General features: G+C 66.0%; 23 protein-coding genes, 1 tRNA gene and 1 riboswitch. Of the genes, 11 read left to right on the top strand and 13 right to left on the bottom strand.

Annotated features, from left to right (window positions below; translation table 11 throughout):
- Positions 1 to 17: 17 nt before the first annotated feature.
- Complete coding sequence (thiS, locus tag K5880_RS17015) at positions 18 to 215, bottom strand: sulfur carrier protein ThiS (protein ID WP_297654978.1); 198 nt, start codon at positions 213 to 215, stop codon at positions 18 to 20.
- A gap of 12 nt (positions 216 to 227) precedes the next feature.
- Entirely contained in the window at positions 228 to 1298 is a 1071-nt protein-coding gene (locus K5880_RS17010; protein ID WP_297654975.1) for an FAD-dependent oxidoreductase, read from the bottom strand.
- Positions 1299 to 1321: 23 nt separating this feature from the next.
- Here K5880_RS17010 and thiD point away from each other — a divergent pair, with 23 nt between their 5' ends.
- A complete protein-coding gene (gene thiD / locus K5880_RS17005; protein WP_297654972.1) occupies positions 1322 to 2191 on the top strand; it encodes a bifunctional hydroxymethylpyrimidine kinase/phosphomethylpyrimidine kinase in 870 nt (289 codons plus the stop codon).
- A gap of 74 nt (positions 2192 to 2265) precedes the next feature.
- Here the strand turns inward: thiD and K5880_RS17000 are convergent, their stop codons facing one another.
- From K5880_RS17000 to K5880_RS16990, 3 genes are all read right to left on the bottom strand, one after another.
- On the bottom strand, positions 2266 to 3582 hold the full coding sequence (locus K5880_RS17000) for a cytosine permease (protein ID WP_297654969.1): 1317 nt from the start codon (positions 3580 to 3582) through the stop codon (positions 2266 to 2268).
- 74 nt (positions 3583 to 3656) lie between these two features.
- Positions 3657 to 3766: riboswitch (TPP riboswitch) on the bottom strand.
- Positions 3767 to 3875: 109 nt separating this feature from the next.
- Positions 3876 to 5153: an NAD(P)/FAD-dependent oxidoreductase gene (locus K5880_RS16995; RefSeq protein ID WP_297654966.1), complete on the bottom strand. Its 1278-nt coding sequence runs from the start codon at positions 5151 to 5153 to the stop codon at positions 3876 to 3878.
- A gap of 12 nt (positions 5154 to 5165) precedes the next feature.
- Positions 5166 to 5468 (bottom strand): c-type cytochrome, encoded by a 303-nt coding sequence (locus K5880_RS16990; RefSeq protein ID WP_297654964.1) that lies wholly within the window; start codon positions 5466 to 5468, stop codon positions 5166 to 5168.
- Between the two features lie 318 nt (positions 5469 to 5786).
- On the opposite strand from K5880_RS16990, the gene soxC reads away from it, so the two are divergent.
- The 7 genes from soxC to soxB all read left to right on the top strand — a co-directional run bounded on the left by soxC (position 5787) and on the right by soxB (position 12530).
- On the top strand, positions 5787 to 7091 hold the full coding sequence (gene soxC / locus K5880_RS16985; RefSeq protein WP_297655195.1) for a sulfite dehydrogenase: 1305 nt from the start codon (positions 5787 to 5789) through the stop codon (positions 7089 to 7091).
- Between the two features lie 11 nt (positions 7092 to 7102).
- Positions 7103 to 8164, top strand: coding sequence for a c-type cytochrome (locus K5880_RS16980; RefSeq protein WP_297654961.1), 1062 nt, complete (start codon positions 7103 to 7105; stop codon positions 8162 to 8164).
- Positions 8165 to 8329: 165 nt separating this feature from the next.
- Positions 8330 to 8785 (top strand): thiosulfate oxidation carrier protein SoxY, encoded by a 456-nt coding sequence (soxY, locus tag K5880_RS16975; RefSeq protein WP_297654958.1) that lies wholly within the window; start codon positions 8330 to 8332, stop codon positions 8783 to 8785.
- A 57-nt stretch (positions 8786 to 8842) separates the two neighbouring features.
- Entirely contained in the window at positions 8843 to 9154 is a 312-nt protein-coding gene (soxZ, locus tag K5880_RS16970) for a thiosulfate oxidation carrier complex protein SoxZ (protein ID WP_297654955.1), read from the top strand.
- A 76-nt stretch (positions 9155 to 9230) separates the two neighbouring features.
- Complete coding sequence (gene soxA / locus K5880_RS16965; RefSeq protein ID WP_297654952.1) at positions 9231 to 10040, top strand: sulfur oxidation c-type cytochrome SoxA; 810 nt, start codon at positions 9231 to 9233, stop codon at positions 10038 to 10040.
- 16 nt (positions 10041 to 10056) lie between these two features.
- Entirely contained in the window at positions 10057 to 10710 is a 654-nt protein-coding gene (soxX, locus tag K5880_RS16960; protein ID WP_297654949.1) for a sulfur oxidation c-type cytochrome SoxX, read from the top strand.
- Between the two features lie 95 nt (positions 10711 to 10805).
- Complete coding sequence (gene soxB, locus K5880_RS16955; protein WP_297654946.1) at positions 10806 to 12530, top strand: thiosulfohydrolase SoxB; 1725 nt, start codon at positions 10806 to 10808, stop codon at positions 12528 to 12530.
- Between the two features lie 70 nt (positions 12531 to 12600).
- On the opposite strand, the gene K5880_RS16950 is transcribed toward soxB, so the two are convergent.
- Complete coding sequence (locus K5880_RS16950; RefSeq protein ID WP_297654943.1) at positions 12601 to 13575, bottom strand: porin; 975 nt, start codon at positions 13573 to 13575, stop codon at positions 12601 to 12603.
- A gap of 213 nt (positions 13576 to 13788) precedes the next feature.
- Here K5880_RS16950 and K5880_RS16945 point away from each other — a divergent pair, with 213 nt between their 5' ends.
- A complete protein-coding gene (locus K5880_RS16945) occupies positions 13789 to 15036 on the top strand; it encodes an FAD-dependent oxidoreductase (RefSeq protein ID WP_297654940.1) in 1248 nt (415 codons plus the stop codon).
- Positions 15037 to 15070: 34 nt separating this feature from the next.
- On the opposite strand, the gene K5880_RS16940 is transcribed toward K5880_RS16945, so the two are convergent.
- Entirely contained in the window at positions 15071 to 16216 is a 1146-nt protein-coding gene (locus K5880_RS16940) for a Fic family protein (RefSeq protein ID WP_297654937.1), read from the bottom strand.
- Between the two features lie 81 nt (positions 16217 to 16297).
- On the opposite strand from K5880_RS16940, the gene K5880_RS16935 reads away from it, so the two are divergent.
- Both K5880_RS16935 and K5880_RS16930 read left to right on the top strand, forming a co-directional pair.
- Positions 16298 to 16534 (top strand): hypothetical protein, encoded by a 237-nt coding sequence (locus K5880_RS16935; RefSeq protein ID WP_297654934.1) that lies wholly within the window; start codon positions 16298 to 16300, stop codon positions 16532 to 16534.
- Between the two features lie 226 nt (positions 16535 to 16760).
- On the top strand, positions 16761 to 17657 hold the full coding sequence (locus K5880_RS16930) for a DUF2971 domain-containing protein (protein ID WP_297654931.1): 897 nt from the start codon (positions 16761 to 16763) through the stop codon (positions 17655 to 17657).
- Between the two features lie 106 nt (positions 17658 to 17763).
- Here the strand turns inward: K5880_RS16930 and K5880_RS16925 are convergent.
- The 6 genes from K5880_RS16925 to K5880_RS16900 form a co-directional block, all read right to left on the bottom strand.
- Positions 17764 to 17839, bottom strand: a tRNA-Thr gene (locus K5880_RS16925).
- A gap of 28 nt (positions 17840 to 17867) precedes the next feature.
- Entirely contained in the window at positions 17868 to 18878 is a 1011-nt protein-coding gene (locus K5880_RS16920; protein WP_297654928.1) for a class 1 fructose-bisphosphatase, read from the bottom strand.
- Positions 18879 to 18892: 14 nt separating this feature from the next.
- Complete coding sequence (gene pepN / locus K5880_RS16915) at positions 18893 to 21601, bottom strand: aminopeptidase N (RefSeq protein ID WP_297654926.1); 2709 nt, start codon at positions 21599 to 21601, stop codon at positions 18893 to 18895.
- Positions 21602 to 21619: 18 nt separating this feature from the next.
- Positions 21620 to 22724, bottom strand: a protein-coding gene (gene prfB / locus K5880_RS16910) for a peptide chain release factor 2 (RefSeq protein WP_297654923.1) whose coding sequence is annotated in 2 segments (ribosomal slippage) — positions 21620 to 22642 and positions 22644 to 22724 — 1104 coding nt in all. Because the reading frame shifts where the segments join, the coding sequence is not laid out codon by codon here.
- Between the two features lie 78 nt (positions 22725 to 22802).
- Positions 22803 to 23351 carry a hypothetical protein gene (locus K5880_RS16905; protein WP_297654921.1) on the bottom strand — a complete coding sequence of 183 codons (549 nt, stop codon included), beginning with the start codon at positions 23349 to 23351 and terminating at the stop codon, positions 22803 to 22805.
- 78 nt (positions 23352 to 23429) lie between these two features.
- Positions 23430 to 24347, bottom strand: coding sequence for an alpha/beta hydrolase (locus K5880_RS16900; protein ID WP_297654918.1), 918 nt, complete (start codon positions 24345 to 24347; stop codon positions 23430 to 23432).
- Positions 24348 to 24373 lie beyond the last annotated feature (26 nt).

Raw genomic sequence — 24373 nt, 5'->3', positions numbered from 1 at the left:
ATGGTGTTGTCGGCCTCTCAGCCTCCCGTGATCGGGGCAATGATTTCGATGCGGTCGCCTTCCCCCAGCGCATGCTGCGCGTAGGCGGTGCGCGGCACGAACTGCAGGTTGACGGCGGCGGCAAACACGGCGGGGGTTTCCCATGCGCGCAGGGCGTCGGCCAGCGTGGCGCCTTCGGGCAGCTCGCGGGGTTCGTGGTTGATGAGCACGTTCATTCGGGCATTCTTTCAGCGGATCAGCGCCAGGCCAAGTTGTTCGGCCAGCGGTGAGTGGTCCTGGTCCACCAGTTCGAGCGCCGCGTCCAGCAGGGCGGGCGCAATCATGAACCCGTGGCGGTACAGGCCGTTGATCGCCATTCTGCGCGGTGCCGTCAGGCGCAGCGCGGGCAGGTTGTCGGCGAGGGTGGGACGCAGCTGCACGCCCAGTTCGATGATGCGCGCCTCGCCGAAACCCGGGTGCACGGTGTAGGCCGCGCTCAGCAGTTCCAGCGTGGAACGCACGCTGGCGGGCGAGAGGTCGTCGGACTCGATCTCGGTGGCGCCGATCACGAACAGGCCCCCGGGCTTGGGGGCGATGTAGAGCGGGTAGCGCGGGTGCACCAGGCGCGTGGGGCGCAACAGGCTCACGCCCGGCGCGTGCACACGCGCGACCTCGCCGCGCACGCCACGCAAGGCGTTCCACTGCGGCTGGGCCCCCAGACCGCGGCAGTCGAACAGCCAGGCACCGGGGCTCGCGTCCACCTCGGTGGGTGTGCGCGGTGTGTGCCAGTGCACCACCACGCCAAGCTCCTGCATCTGGTGCGCGAGCGCGGCCAGCAGCTCGCGGTTGTCGAGCTGGCCTTCATCGGGCAGGTACAGGCCTTGTGAAAATCGGTGCTCCAGCGCAGGCTCCAAGTCGGTGAGCCCGATAGCGTTCAGGCGCTGCGCCTGTGGCAGCGAGGGCAGGGCGGCACTGGTGCGCGCGAGCTGGCCGGCCAGGCGCTCGGCTTCGGCGGCGTCCTGCCGGTGCCACAGCACCAGCGTGCCCTGCTGCTGGAAGAACACCGGGCGTTCCAGCGTGGCCAGCAGTTGCGGCCAGCGGGAGAGCGCGTACTGGCCCATGCGCACCACGTTGAGTTCGGTCACGGCCGATTCGGCCAGGGGTGCGAGCATGGCGGCGGCCACGCGCGCGGCCGCGTGTTCCGCCTCGGGGCCACCCGCGTCGAACACCTCCACGCGCAGCCCGCGCCGTGCCAGCGCGCAGGCCAGCAGCCGGCCCATGAGGCCGGCGCCGAGCACCACCGCGTCCGGCTTCAGCATCGCCGGCCTCTGGCGCTGCAACAATGCGGGGCATGACGAACGAATCCCAACGCTACACCCGTATCCTGTCCATCGCCGGTTCCGACAGCGGTGGCGGCGCAGGCATCCAGGCCGACCTGAAGACCTTTGCGGCGCTGGGCTGCTATGGCATGACCGCCATCACCGCGCTGACGGCGCAGAACACGCTGGGCGTGAGCGCCATCCACGGCGTGCCGCCCGAGATGCTCAAGGCGCAGCTGTGCGCGGTGTTCGACGACATCGGCGTGGACGCGGTGAAGATCGGCATGCTGCACGCGCCCGACATCGTGCGCACCGTGGCCTGGGCGCTGAAGCACTACAAGGTGCAGCGCGTGGTGCTCGACCCGGTGATGGTCGCCACCAGTGGCGACCAGCTGATCACCCCCATGACCGTGCAGGTGCTGGTGGACGAACTGTTCCCGCTGGCCACGGTGGTCACGCCCAACCTGGACGAGGCTGCGCTTCTGCTCAGCCGTCCGATCGAGGCGGCGCACGAGCTCGAAACCGCCGCGCGCGACCTGCTCGCGATGGGCGCGCCCGGCGTGCTGCTCAAGGGCGGGCACCTGCCGGGGGATGAGGTGGCCGACCTGCTGGTGACCGGCTCCGGGCTGTCGCGGCGCCTCGCTTCGCCGCGCATCGCCAGCCGCAACACGCACGGCACGGGTTGCACGCTCTCGTCGGCCATCGCCGCGCACCTGGCCCTGGGCGAACGCCTGGAGCAGGCCGTGGTGCTCGCGCGCGACTACATCCTGCGCGCCATTGCCGAAGGCGCCGACGTGTACACCGGCGGCGGTCACGGCCCGCTCAACCACGGCTTTGCGCCCGTGGCGCAGATCAAAAAACCCCCCGTGTCGCCTTCGGCGCCACCCCCCTGAAGGGGGGCGACACCTGAGGCCCGGCAAAGCCGTTTCCTCGGTGTCCCTGGACGGCGTTGCAGCATGCATGCGCGTCAAGCCTGGGCCGGGGTGAGGCCACCGGCGCCGCGCGGCCGCGAGAGCGCGGCCAGCACGAAGGTGATGGCCAGCGTGGGCAGCGCGGAGCCGAACTCGGGTGCGAATTTCGCCAGCAGGTGGTAGCTTGCAATGCCCAGCAACCACAGCGCCGCGGCGCTCCAGTCCACCGTACGGGTCGCGCCGGTCACGGCCACGCCACTGCCCAGCCGGCCCAGGATCACGCCGTACAGCGGCACGAACACCGAGCTCAGCAGCAGCAGGAAGGGCTCCAGTGTGTGGATCGGCAGCACCAGCGCGAACGCGGTGCAGACCACGGCGAAGCCCAGGCCGGCGGCACGGATGCTCCAGCGCGGGCGCAGGCTGTGCACCGAGACCGCGCCCGAGTGCGCGTCGCCGTAGGCGTTGTCCATCTCGTCGAGCAGGATCAGGCCGAGCGCGATCAGGCCACCCTGCGCCAGCAGCAAGGCGGCCACGAGGTTGGTGCCCGGCTCCACCGTGCTCACCACCAGCACACCCAGCGCGTAGCACCAGATGTTGGCCAGCGCGTAACCGAGCCAGGTGCCGCCCAGCGTGCTGGCGGCGCGCTTGCCGTGGCGGGCGTAGTCCGCCACCAGCGGCAGCCAGGAGACCGGCATCGCGATCACCAGGTCCATGGCGGAGAACAGGCCCATGCCGCCGGTGCCGGGGCGGTTCCAGAACGCATCGAAACCCTGCGCGTGCATGCGCGTGCCGAACTGCCAGGTCAACCAGGCCAGCGAGGCGACCACCAGCGGCAGGCCGAAGCGGCTGACGAAACGGCGCACCAGCGTGAGCATGGAACCCGTCATGAGCGCGATCAGCACGCCCCCCCAGAGCAGCGTGGCCAGCAGCTTGCCGGACATGCCGTCGAGCAGGCCACCCGGTGCGGCGCCCAGCGCCTGCTGGAGGATGGCGACCGTGCCCTCCTGCATGATGACCAGCTCGAAGGTGGTCCAGCCGAGCAGCTGCGCGATGTTGAGCAGCACCGGCAGGCGGGCGAAGGCGCTGCCGTAGGTGGCATGCATCAGGCCCGCGCTGGACAGGCCGGTCTGGCAGCCCAGCCGCGCGGTCCAGGCCAGCAGGCCGGCACCGACCAGCGAACCCAGCACGATGGCCACGAGCGCGTCGCGCGTGCCCACGGCCGGCACCAGGTAGGCACCGATCTGCATGACCAGCAGGCCCGTGCCCAGGCTGAACCAGAGCGCCGCGTGCTCATGGAAGTGGAAGACCCGGTTGCCCTGCGGCACGGGGGTGAGGGCCTGGTTGGCCGGGGACGAAGAAGGGTCGGATGCCATCAATTTGCTCCATGCAATTTGAGGCAGGTGGGCTGGGCCGGAAGGCGCACCCGGGGCGCGTGATGAAGGCGGTGGGTGGTATCGGCCTGCTTCCCTGCGCGAGGATTACCTCAATCAGGTTCAAAGGGACTTTCTCAGTCGCGACCGGGGCAGAAACCCCGGTGCAACACCCCTAGCGGATATGCCTTGCGGCACGGGTGGGAGTATACGTTCGTGCCTGCCGGCAAGCCGTGCGCACCATGAAAAACGCCCCGCTGCCAGCGGGGCGTTGCGCGGTGCGGGCCGGGCGCCGTTCAGGCCAGCGAATCGGCCCAGATGTTGCGCGCCCAGGCCATGGCGTACTGGCCTTCGAGTTCGCTCGCGGCGGTGGAGACGCCACCCGATCCCGGCACCGGCAGCATCGTCTTCTTCTCGGCGTCGTAGCGGTGCACGCTGGCCACGTGCACCACGTCGCTGGCCGTGACGAAGCTGTAGCAGGTGTTGGCGTAGATCGGCAGCGACGGGGGTTCCTTGCCCTGCAGCAGCGAGACCACGGCGGCCGCGCAGGTCTTGCCGTGCTGGTTGGCCATGTGGCCCGATTTGGGCATGGCCGGCGCCCCCTGGATCGCGTCGCCCAGCACATGGATGTTCTTCGCCGCCTTCGATTCGAAGGTCAGGAAGTCCACCTCGCACCAGCGCGCGTTGGCGGTGGCCAGACCGGTCTTCACCGCGATGTCGCCCGCGCGCATGTTCGGGATCACGTTGGCCACGCCGGCCTTGAAGTCGTCGTTGAAGTCGAACTTCAGGGTGTTGGTGGCGGCGTCCACGTCGACCAGCCTGTGCTTGGGGCGGTAGTCGATCATGCCGTCGTAGTGGTCCTTCCAGGCCTTCATGAACAGGCCCTTCTTGGAGGTGATGTCGTCGTTGGCATCAAACACGACGACCTTGCTCTTTGGCTTGGCCTTCTTGAAGTAGCTCGCGACCATGCAGGCGCGCTCGTAGGGGCCGGGTGGGCAGCGGTACGGTGCCAGCGGAATGGAGAGCGCGTACACGCCGCCATCGGGCAGGGCCTCCAGTTGCCGGCGCAGCGCGACGGTCTGGGGGCCGGCCTTCCAGGCGTGCAGCACCTTGTCGGCGGCGCCGGGCTTGGCCATGCCGGGCAGGGTGTTCCACATGAAGTCGATCCCGGGCGAGAGGATCAGGCGGTCGTAGGACAGCTCGCCACCGCTGGCCAGCTTCACGGTGCGCTTGTCCGGGTCGATGCTGGCCACCATGTCGCGCACCACCTTCACGCCGTGGCGCTTGCCCAGGTTGTCGTAGGGCGTGGTGATCTCGGCCATGGTCTTGTGGCCGCCGAGCACGAGGTTGGAGATTGGGCACGAGACAAATGCCGCATTGGGTTCGACCAGCGTCACGTCGATGCTGTGGTCGGAGAAGAGTCGCACGTACTTGGCGGCGGTAGCGCCACCGTAGCCACCCCCGACCACCACGACCTTGCCACCGCTGCCCATGGTGGCGCAGCCGCTGAGCAGACCGAGGCTGGCGACGGCGGAGCCCGCGCCCAGCGTTTGAACGAATTGACGGCGTTGCATGGTATGGACTCCTTATTTCTTCTGGGCGGCGAAATAGCCGGCGATCTGGGCCAGTTGCTCGTCGGAGTAGCCCTTGGAGAGCTGGTGCATCACGGTCGCGGGCCGCTTGCCGTTCTTGAAGTCGAGCAGCTTTTGCAGCAGGTCGTCCTTGCTCTGGCCGGCCAGCGAGATGGTGCCCGGTTGCGCCCGGCCATCGGTGCCGTGGCAGTTGGCGCAGGCCGCGGCCCACACCTTGATCTGGTTGACCTGGGCGTGCGCGCCTGCCGCAGCGGCGCAGAACACGCCCGCCAGCAGCCAGTTCTTCGTTCTCTTCATCGTGGTCTCCTGAACGTTGTGAAACGGGGTCGCCAAAAACTGTAGCAATGAAGTGCCGCCAGCCATTGTGCATGGCGATGCTACACGGGCGGTCGACATCTTGTCCCGCAGGCCCTGGCGAGCGCCCCGGCGTGCATGCGCCGCGGCGCCCGCCGGCCTGGAAAGTCTGACCGCCTTCGCGAACTTGTTGGTGCGGGTTTGTACCAATCAGAATATCAGCAACTACTCATATAGTCGTTTCATCACGGCGATTGGCCATCGCGCATCACAAGGAATCCGCAAGTGTCCCAAGATTTGAACGACGTCATCGGGCGCGTTCTGCCCGCCCCCGAAAACCACCTCGGCGCCGACAAGCTGGAGCAGGCCCGCAAGGCGCGGCGCAGCTTCATGGGCAAGGCCCTCGCCATGGGCGCGGGCGCCGTCTCGGCCGCCGCGGGTACGCGCGCCCTGGCCGCCGAGGGCGAAGACGCCATCCTCAAGCTGCCGCCGCACAGCACCGGCCTGGGACAGCCCGTGGCCCTGCAAGGCTACGGCGCACCCAGCCAGTGGGAGGGCAACCTGCAGCGCCGCCAGAGCCCGGGCCTCACGCGCGTGCCGCAGGCCTCGGTGAGCTTCGCACCGCTGCAGGGCCTGTTCGGCATCATCACGCCCAACGGCCTGCACTTCGAGCGCCACCACCAGGGCTGGTGGGACATCGACCCGTCGAAACACCGCTTGATGGTCAACGGCCTGGTCAAGCGCGAACGCGTCTTCACCATGGACGACCTGATGCGCCTGCCCAGCGTCTCGCGCATCCACTTCATCGAATGCGGCGCCAACTCCGCGCCCGAGTGGGGCAACGTGGCCCTGCCTTCGGTGCAGTACACGCACGGCATGCTGAGCTGCTGCGAATTCACCGGCGTGCTGCTCTCCACGCTGCTGGAGATGTGCGGCTACGACAGGAAGAATGGCAAGTACGTGCTGGCAGAGGGTGCCGACGGTTCGTCCATGACGCGCACCATCGACATGGACCGCGCCATGGACGACTGCCTGGTGGCCTGGGGCATGAACGGCGAGATGCTGCGCCCCGAGAACGGGTACCCGCTGCGCCTGGTGGTGCCGGGCATCCAGGGCGTGAGCTGGGTGAAGTACCTGCGCCGCCTCGAAGTGGGCGACCAGAAATGGGCCACCAAGGACGAGGCCATCCACTACATCGACCACATGCCCGACGGCACGCACCGCCAGTACACCGGCATCCAGGAGTGCAAGAGCGTGATCACCACGCCCTCGGGCGGCCAGACGCTGCTCGACAAGGGTTACTACAACGTGACCGGGCTGGCCTGGTCGGGCCGGGGCACGGTCAAGCGGGTGGACGTCAGCGTGGACGGCGGGCGCAACTGGCGCACCGCGCGCCTGGAAGGCCCGGTGCTGCCCAAGGCGCTCACGCGCTTCAACATCGACTGGGTGTGGGACGGCCAACCCGCCGTGCTGCAGAGCCGCGCGATCGACAGCACGGGCTACGTGCAGCCCAAGATCAACCAGCTGCGCGCGGTACGCGGCACACGCTCGGTCTATCACCAGAACGCCATTCAGTCGTGGCGCGTCGCCGAAAACGGCGAAGTCTCCAACGTGCACGTCTATTGATGAAGCCGCTCATGCGAACCCTGCTGATCTGCCTGGCCACCGCGCTGGCAAGCGCCACCGCCCTGGCCCAGAACCCGCCCTGGCACGGCATCGGCCGCGATGCCACGAAAGCCGAGGTGAAGGCCTGGGACATCGACGTGCGCCCCGACTTCAAGGGCCTGCCCGCAGGGTCGGGCAGCGTGAAGCAGGGCGAGCGCCTGTGGGAAGCGCAGTGCGCGTCCTGCCATGGCAGCTTTGGTGAATCCAACGAGGTGTTCACGCCCATCGTGGGCGGCACAACGAAGGCGGACATCGAACGCGGGCGGGTGAAGAACCTGGAGCCGGGCAGCACCTTTCCGCAGAAGACCACGATGATGAAGCTGGCCACGGTCTCCACGCTGTGGGACTACATCAACCGTGCGATGCCCTGGAACGCGCCCAAGACGCTCACTGCCGACGAGGTGTATGCCGTGACCGCCTACATCCTGAGCCTGGCCGAAGTGGTGCCGGCCGACTTCACGCTGAACGAGCGCAACATCGCCGAGGTCCAGCAGCGCATGCCCAACCGCAACGGCATGGTGTTCCACGAGCCGCTGTGGAAGGTGGAAGGCAAGGGCGACGTGAAGAACGTGGCCTGCATGAAGAACTGCCCGGTGGAGCCGACCATCCGTTCCTCGTTGCCCGACTTCGCGCGCGACGCGCACGGCAACATTGCCGAACAGAACCGCGTGATCGGCCCGGTGCGTGGCGCCGACACGACCCAACCCGCGCCCACCGCGCCCGTGGGCAGCACGCCGCGCGCCATGCCGGTGGTGGTCGCCAGCGCAAAGCCCATCGCGAGTGATGTGAAGGCCTTGCTCGCCGCCAACAGCTGCACCGCCTGCCATGGCATGTCGCAGAAGATCGTGGGGCCGGGCTTCACCGAGATCGCGCTCAAGCACAAAGGGCAGGAGCGCCTGGAGGCCTACCTGGCCGTCAAGATCCGCGAAGGCGGCGTGGGCGTGTTCGGTGCCGTGCCCATGCCTGCGCAGCCGCAGTTGAGCGCGACAGAAGCCGCCGCCATTGCACGATGGATCGCGGCCGGCGCGAAGTGAGCCCGCAACGCGTGAGCAATCAGGCGTGCTTCTAAATATTTGCATTTACTCGTAAATACCAAGACCCCTCACCCCGTGCTGGCCGTAAGCTGCGCCCCTGCGCAAGGAATGTCCCAGCCTCTACACTCGATCGATTTTCTTTCTCTCATAGGACAGGAGCTCCCCATGAACAACTCACGCCGTGTCGCCCTCAAGACCACCGGGGCGTTCGCCACGCTGGTGTCGCTGGGCGTCATCACCCAGGGCCAGGCCCAGGCCGCCGTGGAGCGCGCCGGCTTCGAAGTGAAGACGCTGGCCGACGCGCTCAAGGCCGTGGGCGGCACGCCCGCCAACAGCGACCAGGTTACCGTGGTGGCGCCCGACATCGCCGAGAACGGCGCCGTGGTGCCTGTGGGCGCCGCCAGCAAGCTGCCCAACACCACCGAGATCTACCTGCTCGTCGAAAAGAACCCGATGCCCCTGTCGGCCGGCTTCATCATCCCCGCCGGCACGGCGCCCGAGGTGCAGACCCGCCTGAAGATGGGCCAGAGCAGCAACGTGATCGCGATCGTCAAGGCCGATGGCAAGCTGTATTCGGCCACCAAGGAAACCAAGGTCACGCTGGGCGGCTGCGGCGGCTGATCGCGCCCCACCCGACCGCATTGCATTCATCTCACTCACAGATTTCAGGAGTCCATCATGGCCGATCCGATGCGCATCCGCGCCGCTCTTGCCGGTGACGAAACCACCGTCCGCATTCTCATGTCCCACATCATGGAGCCCGGCACCCGCCGCGACGCTTCCGGCAACCTCATCCCGGCTCACTTCATCAAGGACGTGGTGGCCACCCACAACGGCAAGACGGTGCTGCAGGCCATGTTCAGTGGATCCGTGGCGCAGAACCCCTTCCTGTCGTTCAAGTTCAAGGGCGCCGCCAAGGGCGACAAGGTCGTCGTGAAATGGGTGGACTCCAAGGACGACAGCCGCACCGACGAAGCCACCATTGCCTGAGCGCGCGCCTGTGGACGGCGGGTCGCCATGGCCTGGCCGTCCTTGAGTTTTTCACCACGACAACGAGGAGACCCCCATGAAACTTCACCTGACACGAGGCCTGCTGGTGTCCACGGCCCTGGCCGCCGGACTGGGCGCAGCCCAGGCCCAGGACGCGACCGCAGAGGCCATCGCCAAGTACCGCGAGATGCTGCAGGACGGCAACCCTGCCGAGCTGTACGAGATGAAGGGTGAAGAGCTCTGGAAACAGAAACGGGGGCCAAAGAACGTGTCACTCGAGCAGTGCGACCTGGGCAAGGGCCCGGGCGTGATCAAGGGGGCCTTTGTCGAACTGCCCCGTTTCTTCAAGGACACCGGCCGTGTGCAGGACCTGGAGTCGCGGCTCGTGACCTGCATGGAAACCCTGCAGGGCTTCGATGGCGCGGCCATCGCCAAGACACCATTCCGCCGGGGTGAAATGGCCAACGTGACGGCGCTGGCCACCTATGTGGCCACGGCCTCCAAGGGCATGGAGTTCAACCTGCCGCAATCGCATCCGCAGGAAAAGCTGATGTTCGAAGCCGGCAAGCGCATGTTCTTCACGCGCGGTGGCACGCACGATTTCTCCTGCGCTTCCTGCCATGGCAGCGACGACAAGCGCATCCGCCTGCAGGACCTGCCCAATCTCACCAGGAACCCGGGCGACGGCATCGGCTTTGCCGCCTGGCCGGCCTACCGGGTCTCCAACGCGCAGATGTGGAGCATGCAACTGCGCCTGCACGACTGCTTCCGCCAGCAGCGCTTTCCCGAGCCCAAGTTCGGCAGCGACGCCACCATTGCGCTCGGTGTCTACATGGGCGTGAACGCCAAGGGCGCCGAGTCCGCCGTGCCCGCCATCAAGCGCTGAACCGGAGACCATTGACATGAAAAAGATCCACTTCGCCTACGCCTTGCTGCCGGTTGCCGCCATCGCGCTCTCGGGCTGCACCGCATCGCCCTCGGCCGCCGACTACGACAAGGCCGCCGCCGACATCATCAACAACTCGTTCCAGCCCCGCGGCATCGCCACGATGGACCGCCTGGCGCAGGACGACGCCAACCGCGAATGCGCGGCCGCCGACGTGGCAGGCAAGCCGATTGCCGAGGCCACCGCCAAGGCCATCGAGGCGGCCAACATGAAGACCGTGAAGTGGCCCAGCGACGGCAAGTTCCTGGGTGACTGGAAGGCGGGCGAGAAGATCGCGCAGAGCGGCCGTGGCCTGACCTGGTCCGACAAGGCCGACGCCGCCAATGGGGGCAACTGCTACAACTGCCACCAGATCAGCAAGGAAGAAATCTCCTTCGGCACCCTGGGCCCCAGCCTCTACAACTACGGCAAGCTGCGCGGCGTGACCGACCCGAACGCTGCCGGCAGCAAGGCGATCGTGGAATACACCTGGGGCAAGCTGTGGAACTCGCGCGCCTACAACGCGTGTTCGCAGATGCCGCGCGTGGGCCACAAGGGCATCCTCAACGAGGCGCAGCTCAAGGACGTGATGGCCCTGCTGCTCGACCCGGCCTCACCGGTGAACAAGTAGCGGCCGCTCCCCGGTCACCCTTCACGGGTGACCGGGGTATCCGGTCAAAAAAATTTCGCGCAAATATCAGCGTTCAATTATTGATAGGTCCAGAGATGAGTTTCAGCCGCCGTGAATTCATGCAGGTGCTCGCCGTGGCCAGCGCCACCGGCATGGCCCTCAACCAGCGCGACGTGCTGGCCGCGGCGCCCGGCGCTGGCGAGCGGCTGTATGACGTGCCCGCGTTCGGCAACGTGAGCTTTCTGCACTTCACCGACTGCCACGCGCAGCTCACGCCGATCCACTTTCGCGAACCCAGCGTGAACCTCGGCATTGCCGACGCGGTGGGCCGTCCGCCGCACATCGTCGGCGAGAAGCTGCTCAAGCAGTTCGGCATCAAGCCCGGCACCGCGCAGGCGCATGCGTTCACCTACCTGAACTTCAGCCAGGCTGCGAAGACCTACGGCAAGGTCGGCGGCTTCGCGCACCTGGCCACCCTGGTGAAACAGCTCAAGGCCAGCCGGCCCAATGCGCTGCTGCTCGATGGCGGCGACACCTGGCAGGGTTCGGCCACCTCGCTGTGGACCAACGGCCAGGACATGGTCGACGCCTGCAAGCTGCTCGGCGTGAACATGATGACCTCGCACTGGGAACACACCTTCGGCGCGAAGCGCGTGCAGGAAATCGTGGAGAAGGACCTCAAGGGGAACATGGAATTCCTCGCGCAGAACATCAAGACCACCGACTTCGAGGACATGGTCTTCAAGCCCTACGCGCTGCGCGAGATGAACGGCGTGCAGGTCGCGGTGATCGGCCAGGCATTTCCCTACACCCCCATCGCCAACCCGCGCTACATGGTGCCCGACTGGACCTTCGGCATCCAGGACGAGCACATGCAGAAGATGGTGGACGAGGTGCGCGGCAAGGGTGCGCAGGTGGTCGTGGTGCTCTCGCACAACGGCATGGACGTGGACATCAAGATGGCGGGCCGTGTGCGCGGCATCGATGCCATCCTGGGCGGCCACACGCACGACGGCATGCCCGCGCCCTTCGTGGTGAAGAACGGCGGCGGCCAGACGCTGGTGACCAACGCCGGATCGAACAGCAAGTTCCTCGGTGTGCTCGACTTCGATGTGCGCGGTGGCAAGGTGCAGGGCTTCCGCTACAAGCTGCTGCCCATCTTCTCCAATCTGCTGCCGGCCGATGCCGCCATGCAGGCGCACATCGACAAGGTGCGCGCACCGTACAAGGACAAGCTCGAAGAGAAGCTCGCCGTGACGGAAGACCTGCTGTACCGGCGCGGCAACTTCAACGGTTCATGGGACCAGCTCATCTGCGACGCGCTGATGCAGGACAAGGGCGCGGAGATCGCCTTCTCGCCCGGTGTGCGCTGGGGCACCTCGCTGCTGCCCGGCGACGTGATCACCTACGAACGCATGATGGACCAGATGGCGCTGACCTACCCGGCCACCACGCTCAACGAGTTCAGCGGCGAGCAGATCAAGACCATCCTGGAAGACGTGGCCGACAACATCTTCAACCCCGACCCCTACTACCAGCAGGGCGGCGACATGGTGCGCGTGGGCGGCCTGCAGTACACGGTGGCGCCCAAGGCCGCGATGGGCCAGCGCATCAACAACATGACCCTCAAGGGCAAGCCCATCGAGGCCGGCAAGACCTACAAGGTCGCGGGCTGGGCATCGGTGCAGGAAGGCGTGCAGGGCGAGCCGATATGGGACGTGGTCTCGGGCTACCTGCGCGGGCAGAAGGTCATCAAGGGCGTGAAGATCAACACGCCGCGCATCGTCGGCATGCAGGGCAACCCGGGCCTGGCCGCCTGAACGCAAAAAACCCGCCACCTGTAAAGGTGGCGGGTGTGAACAAGCCTTGGAGAGTTGTGGGCTTGGAAAATCAGAAGCTGTGGCGCAGGCCCATGGCGTAGCGGCCGTTGTCGGTCTTGACGCCGGCGGTCTCGCGCTCGCCATCCAGATAGGCCACGTACACGGTCGTGCGCTTGGACAGCGCGTAGGTGCCACCCAGTGCGAAGGCTGAGCCTTCGTAGACGGTGGCGCCGGCTGCATTCTCGGAGTCACCGCGGGCATAGCCGGCGGACACGGTGAACGCGCCGAACGGCACCGTCACGCCCAGCGACAGTTCCTTGTCCTCGTTGCCGGCATCGGTGTCCACCAACTGGTAGCTGCCCGAAATGCGGGCAACGCCGAAGTCGTAAGAAGCCGACAGGATGGTGTGGTCGGTGTTGTTGGCCACGTTGTCCGGACGCTGGTTCTGAATGGCCACGCCCACGGCCAGAGGACCACCGGTGTAGCGAACGTTCAAGGCGCCGATCTGCGCACCGGTGTCTTCGCTGAACGTGTAGTTGGCCGAAGCGCTGACGCCGCCAAAGCTGGGGGTGTCGTAGCGAAGGGTGTTGCCAGGACGGCCGGTGTACTGCCCGATGCCGCCGTACGCCACGTTGTATGGGGAGAAGACCGAGTCGTACAGGTTCTGAGACTGGCCCAGATCGAAGACGTCCTTGTAGGCCGAGTTCATCAGGCCCATGCGCACCGCGCCGAAGCCGCCCGACAGGCCCACCCACGAGGCGCGTGTGAAGCGCAGGCCGCCGATGTTGCCGTCGTCCACGGTCAGGGGTGCTTCGAGCTGGAAGTTGGCGCGAAGACCGCCGCCAAGATCCTCGGTGCCGCGGAAACCCAGGCGGCTGGTGGACAGGTCGCCGCTGGACATTTGGGTGGTGGACACACCGTTCACTTCCTGCGAACCGACCGACAGGTCGACGATGCCGTAGACGGTGACGCTGGACTGCGCCGATGCGGTGCCCGCGGCGGCCAGGGTGGCCAACGCGGCGAGAGCGATAAGGCTCTTTTTCATTTGGATGCTCCGATAAAACGATGCAGGGCTCTTTGCCCGTGCTCCCTGCACCATGCAGGAAGTAATTCGGAGTCTATGGGTCGAAAATAACGGGACCATTACCTCGGTGTAATGCAACAGGGGTTTCCCGATATTTACAACATTGGCCCCACAGACCCCAAGGGCTGTCATCGGCATGCAACAAAAACCGTAGCAACTAGAATGAGTTCCACCATGACACACGACATCATCGTTCTCGGCGCAGGCATGGTGGGTGTGGGTTGTGCACTGCATCTGCAGGCCCGTGGCCAGTCCGTCGCCCTGCTCGATCGGCGCGCGCCCGGCCTCGAGACTTCTTACGGCAACGCCGGCATCATCCAGCGCGAAGCCATCGCGCCCTATGCCTTGCCGCGCGAGCCGGGTTTCCTGCTCTCGGGCGCGGGCAACCGGCGCATCGACGTGCGCTACCGCGCGGCCGATGTTGCGCGCCTGCTCGGCCCCCTGTGGGCGTACTACCGCAACTCAGCGCCCGCGCCCCATGCGCGGATCTCGCGCGAGTACGAGACCCTGATAGCGCACTCGCTGGAGACGCACCAGCAGCTGATGCACGACGCGGGTGCGAACGATCTCGTGGCCGGCCAGGGTTACCTCATGCTCTACCGCGGCGAGCGCGCGCTGCAAGGCGCCTTCCAGGACGCCGACGCGCGCGTCCAGAGCGGCGTGCAGCACACCAAGCTCACGGGCGCGGACGTGGCCAGGGAAGAGCCCGCGCTGACGGGCGCGTTCGCCGGTGCCGTGCGCTGGACCGACCCCGTGGCCATCCGCAGCCCCGGCGACCTGGTGCAGGCCTATGCGCGCCTGTTCGAACAGCGCGGCGGCTCCGTGCACCTGGGCGACGCCATGACATTGCGCAGAACCGAAGCCGGCGGCTGGCAGGTGGACACCACTGGCGGCGCGACGCTGGAAGCGAAACAGGTGGTCGTGGCGCTGGGGCCGTGGACCATGCAGCTCACATCACGCTTCGGCTACAGCGCACCGGTGATCCCCAAGCGCGGCTACCACATGCACTACGCACCGCTGCCGGGCAAGCCGCTGAACAGCACCGTCATCGATGCCGAATACGGCTACGTGGTCGCGCCCATGAAAGACGGCCTGCGGCTCACCACCGGCGCCGAACTCGCGCGGCCCGACGCCCCCCGAACCTCTGGCCAGCTCGACGCCGCCGAACGCATCGCGCGCCAGACCTTCCCGCTCGGCGAACGCGTGGACCCCGAACCCTGGATGGGCACACGCCCCTGCATGCCCGACATGAAACCCGTCTTCGGCGCCGTGCCCGACGTGCCCGGCATGTGGTGCGCCTTCGGCCACGGCCACCAGGGCTTTACGCTGGGGCCCATCACCGGGGAACTGCTGGCAGCGATGATGGCGGGCGCGACACCAAGGGTGGACGTGGGGCCGTTTTCGCCGGGGCGGTTCGGGTAGAAGACGGTGGCTCGAGCGGCAACGCGCGGCATGTTCAGCGCGTCATGAGGTCGATGTAGGCCTGATAGCTGTAGTTGCGGTGCTTCTTCTGCCCGGTGAACTCGGTCACGATGCCCAGGCCTTCCAGCACCTTCACGGCGGCGTTGGCGGTGGGGAAGCTGGTATTCAAACGCTGCCGCACCTGCTCGACGGTGAATCGTGGCATCAGTGGCAGCAGTTCGAACAGGCGGTAGCTGGCCGGGGTGGACTTGGGTGCGTCCAGCAGGCGGCGGCGGTCGGCCGTCACCAGGCTGGCAATGGACACGATGGCGCGCTCGGCCTCAACTGCCGCCAGCTCCACACCTTCCAGGAAGAATCCGACCCAGCCTTCCCAGTCGCCTTTGGTGCGCACAGCAGAGAGGCGGCGGTAGTACTCGGCCTGGTGCTTCTTCAGATAGCCGCTGAGGTACATCAAGGGCTCGGGCAAGAGGCCCCAGGCCTCCATCAGCGCGGCGATGAACAGGCGCCCGATGCGGCCGTTGCCATCCAGGTAGGGGTGGATGGTCTCGAATTGTGCGTGCACCAGCGCCACCCGCACCAGGGGCGGGAGCGTGGGCTCCGGGTCGTGGATGAAGCGCTCCATCTCGCTCAGCAAGTCGGGCAGCTTTTCAGCCGGTGGCGGCACGAAAGCCGCATTGCCCGGGCGTGTGCCGCCAATCCAGTTCTGGGACTTGCGCAACTCACCAGGCTGTTTGCCCGAACCCCGGGCGCCATCGAGCAGCAGCCGATGCGCGTCATTGAGCAGGCGCATGCTGATGGGCAAGCCTCGCGGTTTGCGCAGGTTGTCGCGCACGAGGCGAAAGGCGCGCAGGTAGTTGGTCACCTCTTCCACATCGTCCGTGTTGCTCACGGCAAACCCCGCCTCCTCGTCAAAGAGGTCCGTCAGCGTCGCTTGCGTGCCCTCGATCTGCGAGGTGAGCAAGGCCTCCTTGCGGATGGCGCTGTAGAGCAGCCAGTCCACCGATGGCACCAGCCCCGATACGCCGGACAGGCGTGCCAAGGCGAGTTGAGCGAGGTGGTTGCGCTCCAGGATGGCGGCCGCCTCCAGGGGTGGCTTTGACGGCGGCAGCGGACGCGGCACGAAGGCCTTGACGGCTTCACCCAGGGTGGTGACGGTGACGTAGGTGCCGGTGGTGCGCATGGAATGAAAGCTTGCTTAAACAGAGGGTTGTCATATTAAAGCATTCTTTAATATGATTGGCCGGTATTCAAACAGGCTTTCATGGAAATTCAACCCATCCACACCGAAGCTGACTACAAGGCAACCCTCGTCGAGGTGTCTGCCTTGATGGAAAGCGACCCTGCGCTGGGCACGTCCGAGGGCGATCGGCTGGATGTGCTCACCACCTTGATCCAGGCCTACGAAGCCATGCACCAGCCCATCGATCCGCCAGCCCCCACCGAAGCCAACCACTTCCGCATGGAGCGGGCAGGGCCCGCGGCGAAAACCGCGCAATGACTTCCGTGATCCGGGATCGCTACGCTTTGACCCGTTGGGAAGTTCTTCAATGAATGGGCGGTCATTCTTGGAATCGATTGGCTTACCAGAATTGGTGGGACAGCTCTGGATCTCTTCAACCCGCACGCAGTCTCTTATCTCCCGGGGTAAAACTGTTCAGACAAGCGGGGCCACTTCTTGCTGAACGTATGCTTCAACGTCTAATTTTTTCTTCGGAGGATGCTCTATGTCGGAAAAAGCGGTGCTCGAACCAATTCGACGATCACTGTATTCCTCTTCGCCAGCTGGCTTGCTATATCACTACACGGGCTATCAAGCATTGCTTGGCATTGCCAAGTCAGCACAGTTGTGGGGGTCCGATATCCACTACTTCAATGACTCGTCTGAACTGAGGCACGCTGTTCGCGTCTTCGGGTTGGCCTTGACAACAGTGACAGCAGGCTCCAACTATCCGACCGACTTGGTGGAGCAGTTGCGCGCATGGATCGACATGAGGTTGGCCGATGGACATGGGCTATTTGTTGTTTGCTTTACGGAAGCGGGTAACCTGTTGAGTCAGTGGCGTGGCTATACCCCCCATGGGAACGGCATAAGCTTGGGATTTGATCCCGGCCATCTTGCTGACTGTGCTGCTGTGCAAGGGTTTCAGATTGGTCGGTGCGTCTACAGCAGAGACCAGCAACATGCCATAGGCTGCAAGGTTGTTGAAGGCTTCCTCAATTTCGCACATGCGGCTGGCCCAAAAGGTGAGTGCGAAGCGCACCCTTCGCAGTCCTACTACGCAAGCTTCTATTCGCTGGAGTTGGATTTGCTGAGCATCGCTGCGCTGCTGAAGAATCCCGCTTTCGAGGAGGAGCAGGAGTGGCGTGCAGTATCTGCAGTGCAGTCGAACTATGTAGAGCATGCCGCGCAGTATCGCGTCGGTCGAAATATGTTGATCCCCTACAAGCCTTTTTCGATTCGCAAAAGTCCTGATAAATCGATGCGAATTGAACACGTATTTCTCGGTCCTACCCCCGAGAACAATCTGGCAATGAGTTCATTGTCAAAATTTCTCGCTTGCCACGGCATGAACCCCAAAAAAGGTGTCACGGCTAGTCAGCTTCCGTATCGAACCACGTAGCAAACTCTTGGCCTTGGCAACACCTGAGGGAAGGCCACAATCGAGGAGTTACGCGCCGGCTACATAGAAAAAGCCCTGACTCTTGCGAATCAGGGCTTTTATATAGTGGTGCCGGAGAGATGAATCGAACACCCGACCTTCTCATTACGAATGAGCTGCTCTACCGACTGAGCTACACCGGCAACGCCCGGGATTATAGCCCGGTGGTGGTCAGGCTTCCCGGTGGTAGGCGGTCACGCGCTCGACTTCGTTCTTCGAACCCAGGATCACGCTGACGCGTTCGTGCAGCTTGGCGGGCTGGATGTCCAGGATGCGTTCCTTGCCGTTGGTGGCGGCGCCGCCGGCCTGTTCGACCAGCCAGCCCATGGGGTTGGCTTCGTACATCAGGCGCAGCTTGCCGGGCTTGTTGGGCTCGCGCTTGTCCCAGGGGTACATGAAGATGCCGCCGCGCGTGAGGATGCGGTGCACGTCGGCCACCATGCTGGCGATCCAGCGCATGTTGAAGTCCTTGCCGCGCGGGCCTTCGGTGCCGGCCAGGCATTCGTCCACATAGCGCTTCACCGGGGCGTCCCAGTGGCGCATGTTGCTCATGTTGATGGCGAATTCCTTCGTGTCGGGCGGGATCTGCACGTTCTCCTGGGTGAGCACGAAGGAGCCCTGCTCGCGGTCGAGGGTGAACATGGCCACGCCGTCGCCCACGGTCAGCACCAGCGTGGTCTGCGGGCCGTATACGCAGTAGCCGGCCGCCACTTGTTGCGCGCCGCGCTGCAGGAAGTCCTGCTCGCTGACGCCGGTGTGGCCTTCGGGCTTCTTGAGCACGCTGAAGATGGTGCCGATGCTGACGTTCACGTCGATGTTGCTGGAGCCGTCGAGCGGGTCGAACAGCAGCAGGTATTCGCCCTGGGGGTAGCGGTTGGGCACCACGTAGATGCTGTCCATCTCCTCGCTGGCCATGGCCGCGAGGTGGCCGCCCCATTCGTTGGCTTCGATCAGCACCTCGTTGGCGATGATGTCGAGCTTCTTCTGCACCTCGCCCTGCACGTTCTCGGTGGTGGCTGCGCCGAGCACGCCACCGAGGTCGCCCTTGTTGACGGCCTGGCTGATGCTCTTGCAGGCGCGCGCCACCACTTCGAGCAGCAGGCGCAGCTGCGAGGGGATGTGGCCGTCGACGCGCTGTTGTTCGACGAGGTAGCGGGTGAGGGAGATGCGTTTGTTGGACATGGGGTGGAATCCGTTCAGTCTGCCAGGGCGCGGGTGACGACCTCGCGCACGTCGTTGCTCAGGTCGGTCTTGGCGGCGACGCGGGCGATGGCTTCGCGCGCGGCGCTGCGGTAGGGCTCGGCGAGTTTCTTCCAGCGGTCGAGCGCGCGCGCCAGGCGGGCCGCCACCTGCGGGTTGAAGGCGTCGAGTTCGACCACGCGCTCGCTCCAGAACAGGTAGCCCGCCGCGTCCGCCCGGTGGAAGGCGCCCGGGTTGGCGCTGCAGTAGCTGAAGATCACGCTGCGCGCGCGGTTGGGGTTCTTGAGGTGGAAGTCCGGGTGCTTCATCAGCGCGCGCACCGCGGGCAGCACGTTGCCGCCACGGTCGGGCGCGCCGGCCTGCAGCGCAAACCATTTGTCGAGCACCAGGGCCTCGTCGCGGAACAGGGCGTGGAAGCGCGCAAGCGCGTCGCGGGCCAGCGCGTGCTCGCTCACCACCAGGGCCGACAGCGCGTTGAAGCGGTCGGTCATGTTGCCGGCGTCCTTGAAGTGCTGGTACGCCTTGCCGGGCCAGATCGGGTCACCGTTGTCGCGTGCCGCCAGGCACAGCATGGTGAGTGCCAGACCGGCCAGCGCCCGGCGCCCGGTGCTGCGCGGGTCGGGGCGGTAGGCGCCGTTGTCCTTGTGGGTGTCGAAGGCCCAGGCCCAGTCGTCCTGCAGGGCGGTGGCGAGCTGGGCGCGCATGGCTTCGCGCACCGCGTGCACGCGCTGCGGGTCCACCTCGGCGAGCTGCTCGGCGATGTAGGTCTCGCTCGGCAGCGTGAGCACGAGTTCCTTGAACGCCGCGTCCAGGTTCGGGTGGCGCAGCACGTCGCGCATGGCGCCGATGAAGGCGCCGTCCAGCGGCGCTTCAGGCGCAGGGCCGTCGCTCAGGATGGCCATGAGCGCGCGGCGCAGGGCCAGGCGCTGGCCGGCTTCCCAGCGGTTGAAGGGGTCGGGGTCGGACGCGAGCAGGGTGAGCAGTTGCGCGTCGGTGTAGTGGCAGTCGAGCACCACGGGTGCCGAGAAGCCGCGCAGCAGCGAGGGCACGGGCGCGCTGTCGAGGTTGACGAAGGTGAAGGTCTCGCTGGCCTGCGTGAGCACGAAGGTGCGGCTGCCCGCCTCGGGTGCACCCCAGTGGGCCAGCTGCAGCGGCAGTTCGCGACCATCGGCGCTCAGCAGGCCGAGCGACACGGGGATCACGAAGGGCTCCTTGGTGGCCTGGCCCGGGGTGGGTGCGCAGCTCTGCGTGAGGGTCAGCCGGTAGCTGCGGGTCTCGGCGTCGTACACGCCCTCGGCCAGCACGTGCGGCGTGCCGGCCTGGCTGTACCAGTGCTTGAACTGCCGCAGCAGGCGGGTCAGGTCGCTTTCGGGGTTGGCGTCGGCGATGGATTGGGCGAAGTCATCGCAGGTGACGGCCTGGCCATCATGGCGCTCGAAGTAGAGCTTCATGCCCCTGGCAAAGCCTTCGCGGCCGACCAGGGTCTGCATCATGCGCACGACCTCGGCGCCTTTTTCGTAGACGGTGACGGTGTAGAAGTTGTTGATCTCGGCGTAGCTGTCGGGCCGCACCGGGTGGGCCATGGGGCCGGCGTCTTCGGGGAACTGCGCGGTGCGCAGCACGCGCACGTCCTCGATGCGCTTGACCGCGCGCGCCGAGGGCTCGGCACACAGGTCCATGCTGAATTCCTGGTCGCGGAAGACAGTGAGGCCTTCCTTGAGGCTGAGCTGGAACCAGTCGCGGCAGGTGACGCGGTTGCCGGTCCAGTTGTGGAAGTACTCGTGGCCCACCACCGACTCGATGTTGGCGAAGTCGGTGTCGGTCGCGGTGGCGCTGTTGGCCAGCACGTACTTGGTGTTGAAGATGTTGAGGCCCTTGTTCTCCATCGCGCCCATGTTGAAGTCGGCGGTGGCGACGATCATGAAGCGATCGAGGTCGAGCGGCAGGCCGAAGCGGGCCTCGTCCCAGGCCACGCTGGCGATCAGCGAGTTCATGGCGTGTTCGGTCTTGTCCATGTCGCCGCGGCGCACGTAGACCTGCAGCAGGTGGTCCTTGCCGGCGCGCGAGCGGATGCGCTGTTCGCGAGCGACCAGCTGGCCCGCGACGAGCGCGAACAGGTAACACGGCTTCTTGTGCGGGTCGACCCATTTCGCGAAGTGCCGGCCCTCGTTGCCGGCACCTTCCAGGGGGCCTTCTTCCACCAGGTTGCCGTTGGACAGCAGCACCGGGTACTTCGCCTTGTCGGCGCGCAGCGTCACGGTGTAGCTGGCCATCACGTCGGGCCGGTCCAGGAAGTAGGTGATGCGGCGAAAGCCCTCGGCCTCGCACTGCGTGAAGAAGGTGCCCTGGCTGACGTACAGGCCCATGAGCTGCGTGTTCTTCTCGGGCACGCAGATGGTGAAGATCTCCAGGTCGAAGGGCTCGTGCCCCTCCGGCAGGCTCTCCAGCACGAGCTGGGTGCCGTCGATCCTGAACGAGCAGCCCGCGCCGTTGACCAGCACGCGCGCCAGGTTGAGCTCTTCGCCGTCGAGCCTCAGCGCCTGCACCGGCACGTCGGGGTTGCGGCGCACGCGCATGCGGTTGAGCACGCGGGTCTTGGCGGGGTCCAGGTCGAAGGTCAGGTCGACGGTGTCGATCCAGTAGGCCGGGGCGGCGTAGTCTTCGCGGCGGACGACGGTGGCGGGGCCTTCACGCAATGAGCTCATGGCGGGCTTTCTTGTTGGTCAGACACCCTGCTTGAGGGACGCTTCGATGAAAGGATCGAGGTCGCCGTCCAGTACCTTCTGGGTGGCGGAGATCTCGACGTTGGTGCGCAGGTCCTTGATGCGGCTGTTGTCCAGCACGTACGAGCGGATCTGGTGGCCCCAGCCCACATCGGTCTTGGTGTCTTCCAGCTTTTGCTGCTCTTCCTGGCGCTTGCGCAGTTCGTGGTCGTACAGGCGCGAGCGCAGGCGCTTCCAGGCCACGTCGCGGTTGCTGTGCTGGCTGCGGCCGTCCTGGCACTGCACCACGATGCCCGTGGGGATGTGCGTGAGCCGCACCGCCGAGTCCGTCTTGTTGATGTGCTGGCCACCGGCACCGCTGGCGCGGTAGGTGTCGGTGCGCACGTCGGCTGGGTTGATGTCGATCTCGATCGAGTCGTCGACCTCGGGGTAGACGAAGATGGACGCGAACGAGGTGTGGCGACCGCCGGAGGAATCGAACGGGCTCTTGCGCACCAGGCGGTGCACGCCGGTCTCGGTGCGGAACAGGCCGAAGGCGTATTCGCCCTCCACCTTGATGGTCGCACTCTTGATGCCGGCGGTGTCGCCCTCGGTCTCGTCCTCGACGGTGGTCTTGAAGCCCTTGCGTTCGGCGTAGCGCAGGTACTGGCGCAGCAGCATGCTGGCCCAGTCGCAGGCTTCGGTGCCGCCGGCGCCGGCCTGGATGTCCACGAAGCAGTTCAGCGGATCGGCCGGGTTGTTGAACATGCGGCGGAATTCAAGCTTCTCGACCTCGGCGGCCACCTTGGCGGCCTCGGCTTCGATGGTCATCAGGCCGGCGACGTCGCCGTCCTCGCTCGACATCTCGAACAGCTCGGTGTTGTCGGCGAGTTCACCGGTGAGCCGGTCCAGCACCAGCACCACGTCTTCAAGGGATTTCTTCTCGCGGCCCAGGTCCTGGGCACGCTTGGGGTCGTTCCAGACCGTCGGGTCTTCGAGGGCGGACTCGACTTCCTTCAGCTTCGATGCCTTGGCATCGTAGTCAAAGATACCTCCGGAGCTCGACCACGCGGGTGGTCAGGTCTTCGAGCTGGCTTCGGATGGCGTTGCTGCGTTCGGCTTCCATGGGACGGTTTCCTGCTGTCTGTGTTCAAAGACGGCGATTTTCTCACGGGAGGGGCCTTCGCTGGCGCGGCGGCCCGCCTCAGAACCGCCAGGTCGCCCCGGCCATGAAGGCGGCGGTGCCGAGCAGCTGGATCTCGAAGCTGGCGCCAGGCGCGAAGCGGTAGCCGATGGCCGGGATGATCACCGGCGAGAAGCCACCGACATTGAGCGGCACCTTGTCCTTGTACCTGCCCACGTAGCCATAGATGATGCCGGCGCTGGCCGAGACGTACAGCTCGGGCGCGCCCGGCAACAGGCCCGGCCAGGACTTGCCGACGAAGGCATAGGCCGAAGGCTGGCCGAAGGAATTCCGGAACAGGCTGAAGCCGCAGTAGCGGTTGTTGGGCAGCAGTCGGCTCAGGCTGACGGCATAGACCTGCTCGTGTTCCTCGTCGTAGGACCAGTGGTGGGTGTAGGGGGAGACGAAGACTTCGTAGCGCGGCGCGCTGGGTCCGGCGGGCGCAGGTTCGCCAAGCCCGGGGCAGAGTGACCAGTCGGTGGCCAGTGCCGGGGTGGACAGCGCCGCCAGCAGTGCAAGGGTGCACAGGATGCGAGGCCTGGGCGGGGAAGGGATGGCAAGCAAGGGCATTGCGCACCAGTATGCGCCCCGCCCGTCCGGGCAAGCGCATTGCATCTGCAACAAGCCGTACCCGGGCGCGAGAACGCCTCAGACCGCTGCGTTCAGGAATTCATCCATGAGCTGCGCCAGCTCGGCCGGCTGGTCGTGGTGCATCATGTGGCCCGCGTCGCGCACCACGGCGCTGCGCAGCTGTGGCACCGCCTGGATGCGTTCCTGGAACTGGGCCAGTGTGAATTTGCCCTTCCACCACAGGCCCAGGCTGTCGTCGCTGGCGGTCACCGAGAGCACCGGCGCGCTGATCTGTCGGTAGATTTCCAGCGTTTCGTCCACCCGGTACAGGTTGGCGTTCACCACCTTGTGGGCCGCATCGCCCAGGATCTCCCACTCACCCTCCGCATTGGGTGCGGCCCACTGGCGGGCCAGCCAGTCGGCCTTGTCGCGCGGCAGGCGCGGGTTGGTCTTCATCAGGCGCTGCGCCACGCCTTCGGCCGATGGGTAGCGCTTGAGCGAGGTCTCGCCCCGGTGCAGGGCCTTGAGTTCGTCCATCCACTGCGCGTAGCGGCGTGGTGCCTGCGAGGGCCTCGTTTCGGGCATGCCGAAGCCTTCCAGGTTGACCAGGCGGCGAATGCGCTGCGGCCGCACGCCGCTGTAGATCATGGCCACGTTGCCGCCCATGCTGTGGCCCACCAGATCCACCGCGCGTTCGCCGGTGTAGTGGTCGAGCAGGGTGTCGAGGTCGGCGAGGTAGTCGGGAAACCAGTAGTTGTCCGGTGCGGGGCCGACGGCGGTGGTCAGGCCGAAGCCGCGCCAGTCGGGCGCAATGATCCAGCGCTCGGTGCGCATGGCGTCGACCACGAACTGCCATGACGCGGACACATCCATCCAGCCATGCACGAGCACCAGCGGCGGCCGCGAGGCATCAGGCTGACCCCACTGGCGCACGTGGTAATTCAGGTTGCGCACCGGGACGAATTCGGTGCGGGAGGGCTTCAGGGCTTGGTACATTCGACCGATCATAGAGAACGAGATGG

Source organism: Hydrogenophaga sp. (assembly GCF_025699295.1).
Lineage (GTDB): Bacteria > Pseudomonadota > Gammaproteobacteria > Burkholderiales > Burkholderiaceae_C > Hydrogenophaga.
This window is presented reverse-complemented; position numbering and strand designations above follow the sequence as displayed.

Coding starts and splice junctions, on each gene's coding strand:
- thiS (WP_297654978.1), bottom strand. CDS start 215: ATGAACGTGCTCATCAACCACGAACCCCGCGAGCTGCCCGAAGGCGCC.
- K5880_RS17010 (WP_297654975.1), bottom strand. CDS start 1,298: ATGCTGAAGCCGGACGCGGTGGTGCTCGGCGCCGGCCTCATGGGCCGG.
- thiD (WP_297654972.1), top strand. CDS start 1,322: ATGCGGGGCATGACGAACGAATCCCAACGCTACACCCGTATCCTGTCC.
- K5880_RS17000 (WP_297654969.1), bottom strand. CDS start 3,582: ATGGCATCCGACCCTTCTTCGTCCCCGGCCAACCAGGCCCTCACCCCC.
- K5880_RS16995 (WP_297654966.1), bottom strand. CDS start 5,153: ATGCAACGCCGTCAATTCGTTCAAACGCTGGGCGCGGGCTCCGCCGTC.
- K5880_RS16990 (WP_297654964.1), bottom strand. CDS start 5,468: ATGAAGAGAACGAAGAACTGGCTGCTGGCGGGCGTGTTCTGCGCCGCT.
- K5880_RS16980 (WP_297654961.1), top strand. CDS start 7,103: ATGCGAACCCTGCTGATCTGCCTGGCCACCGCGCTGGCAAGCGCCACC.
- soxY (WP_297654958.1), top strand. CDS start 8,330: ATGAACAACTCACGCCGTGTCGCCCTCAAGACCACCGGGGCGTTCGCC.
- soxZ (WP_297654955.1), top strand. CDS start 8,843: ATGGCCGATCCGATGCGCATCCGCGCCGCTCTTGCCGGTGACGAAACC.
- soxA (WP_297654952.1), top strand. CDS start 9,231: ATGAAACTTCACCTGACACGAGGCCTGCTGGTGTCCACGGCCCTGGCC.
- soxX (WP_297654949.1), top strand. CDS start 10,057: ATGAAAAAGATCCACTTCGCCTACGCCTTGCTGCCGGTTGCCGCCATC.
- soxB (WP_297654946.1), top strand. CDS start 10,806: ATGAGTTTCAGCCGCCGTGAATTCATGCAGGTGCTCGCCGTGGCCAGC.
- K5880_RS16950 (WP_297654943.1), bottom strand. CDS start 13,575: ATGAAAAAGAGCCTTATCGCTCTCGCCGCGTTGGCCACCCTGGCCGCC.
- K5880_RS16945 (WP_297654940.1), top strand. CDS start 13,789: ATGACACACGACATCATCGTTCTCGGCGCAGGCATGGTGGGTGTGGGT.
- K5880_RS16940 (WP_297654937.1), bottom strand. CDS start 16,216: ATGCGCACCACCGGCACCTACGTCACCGTCACCACCCTGGGTGAAGCC.
- K5880_RS16935 (WP_297654934.1), top strand. CDS start 16,298: ATGGAAATTCAACCCATCCACACCGAAGCTGACTACAAGGCAACCCTC.
- K5880_RS16930 (WP_297654931.1), top strand. CDS start 16,761: ATGTCGGAAAAAGCGGTGCTCGAACCAATTCGACGATCACTGTATTCC.
- K5880_RS16920 (WP_297654928.1), bottom strand. CDS start 18,878: ATGTCCAACAAACGCATCTCCCTCACCCGCTACCTCGTCGAACAACAG.
- pepN (WP_297654926.1), bottom strand. CDS start 21,601: ATGAGCTCATTGCGTGAAGGCCCCGCCACCGTCGTCCGCCGCGAAGAC.
- K5880_RS16905 (WP_297654921.1), bottom strand. CDS start 23,351: ATGCCCTTGCTTGCCATCCCTTCCCCGCCCAGGCCTCGCATCCTGTGC.
- K5880_RS16900 (WP_297654918.1), bottom strand. CDS start 24,347: ATGTACCAAGCCCTGAAGCCCTCCCGCACCGAATTCGTCCCGGTGCGC.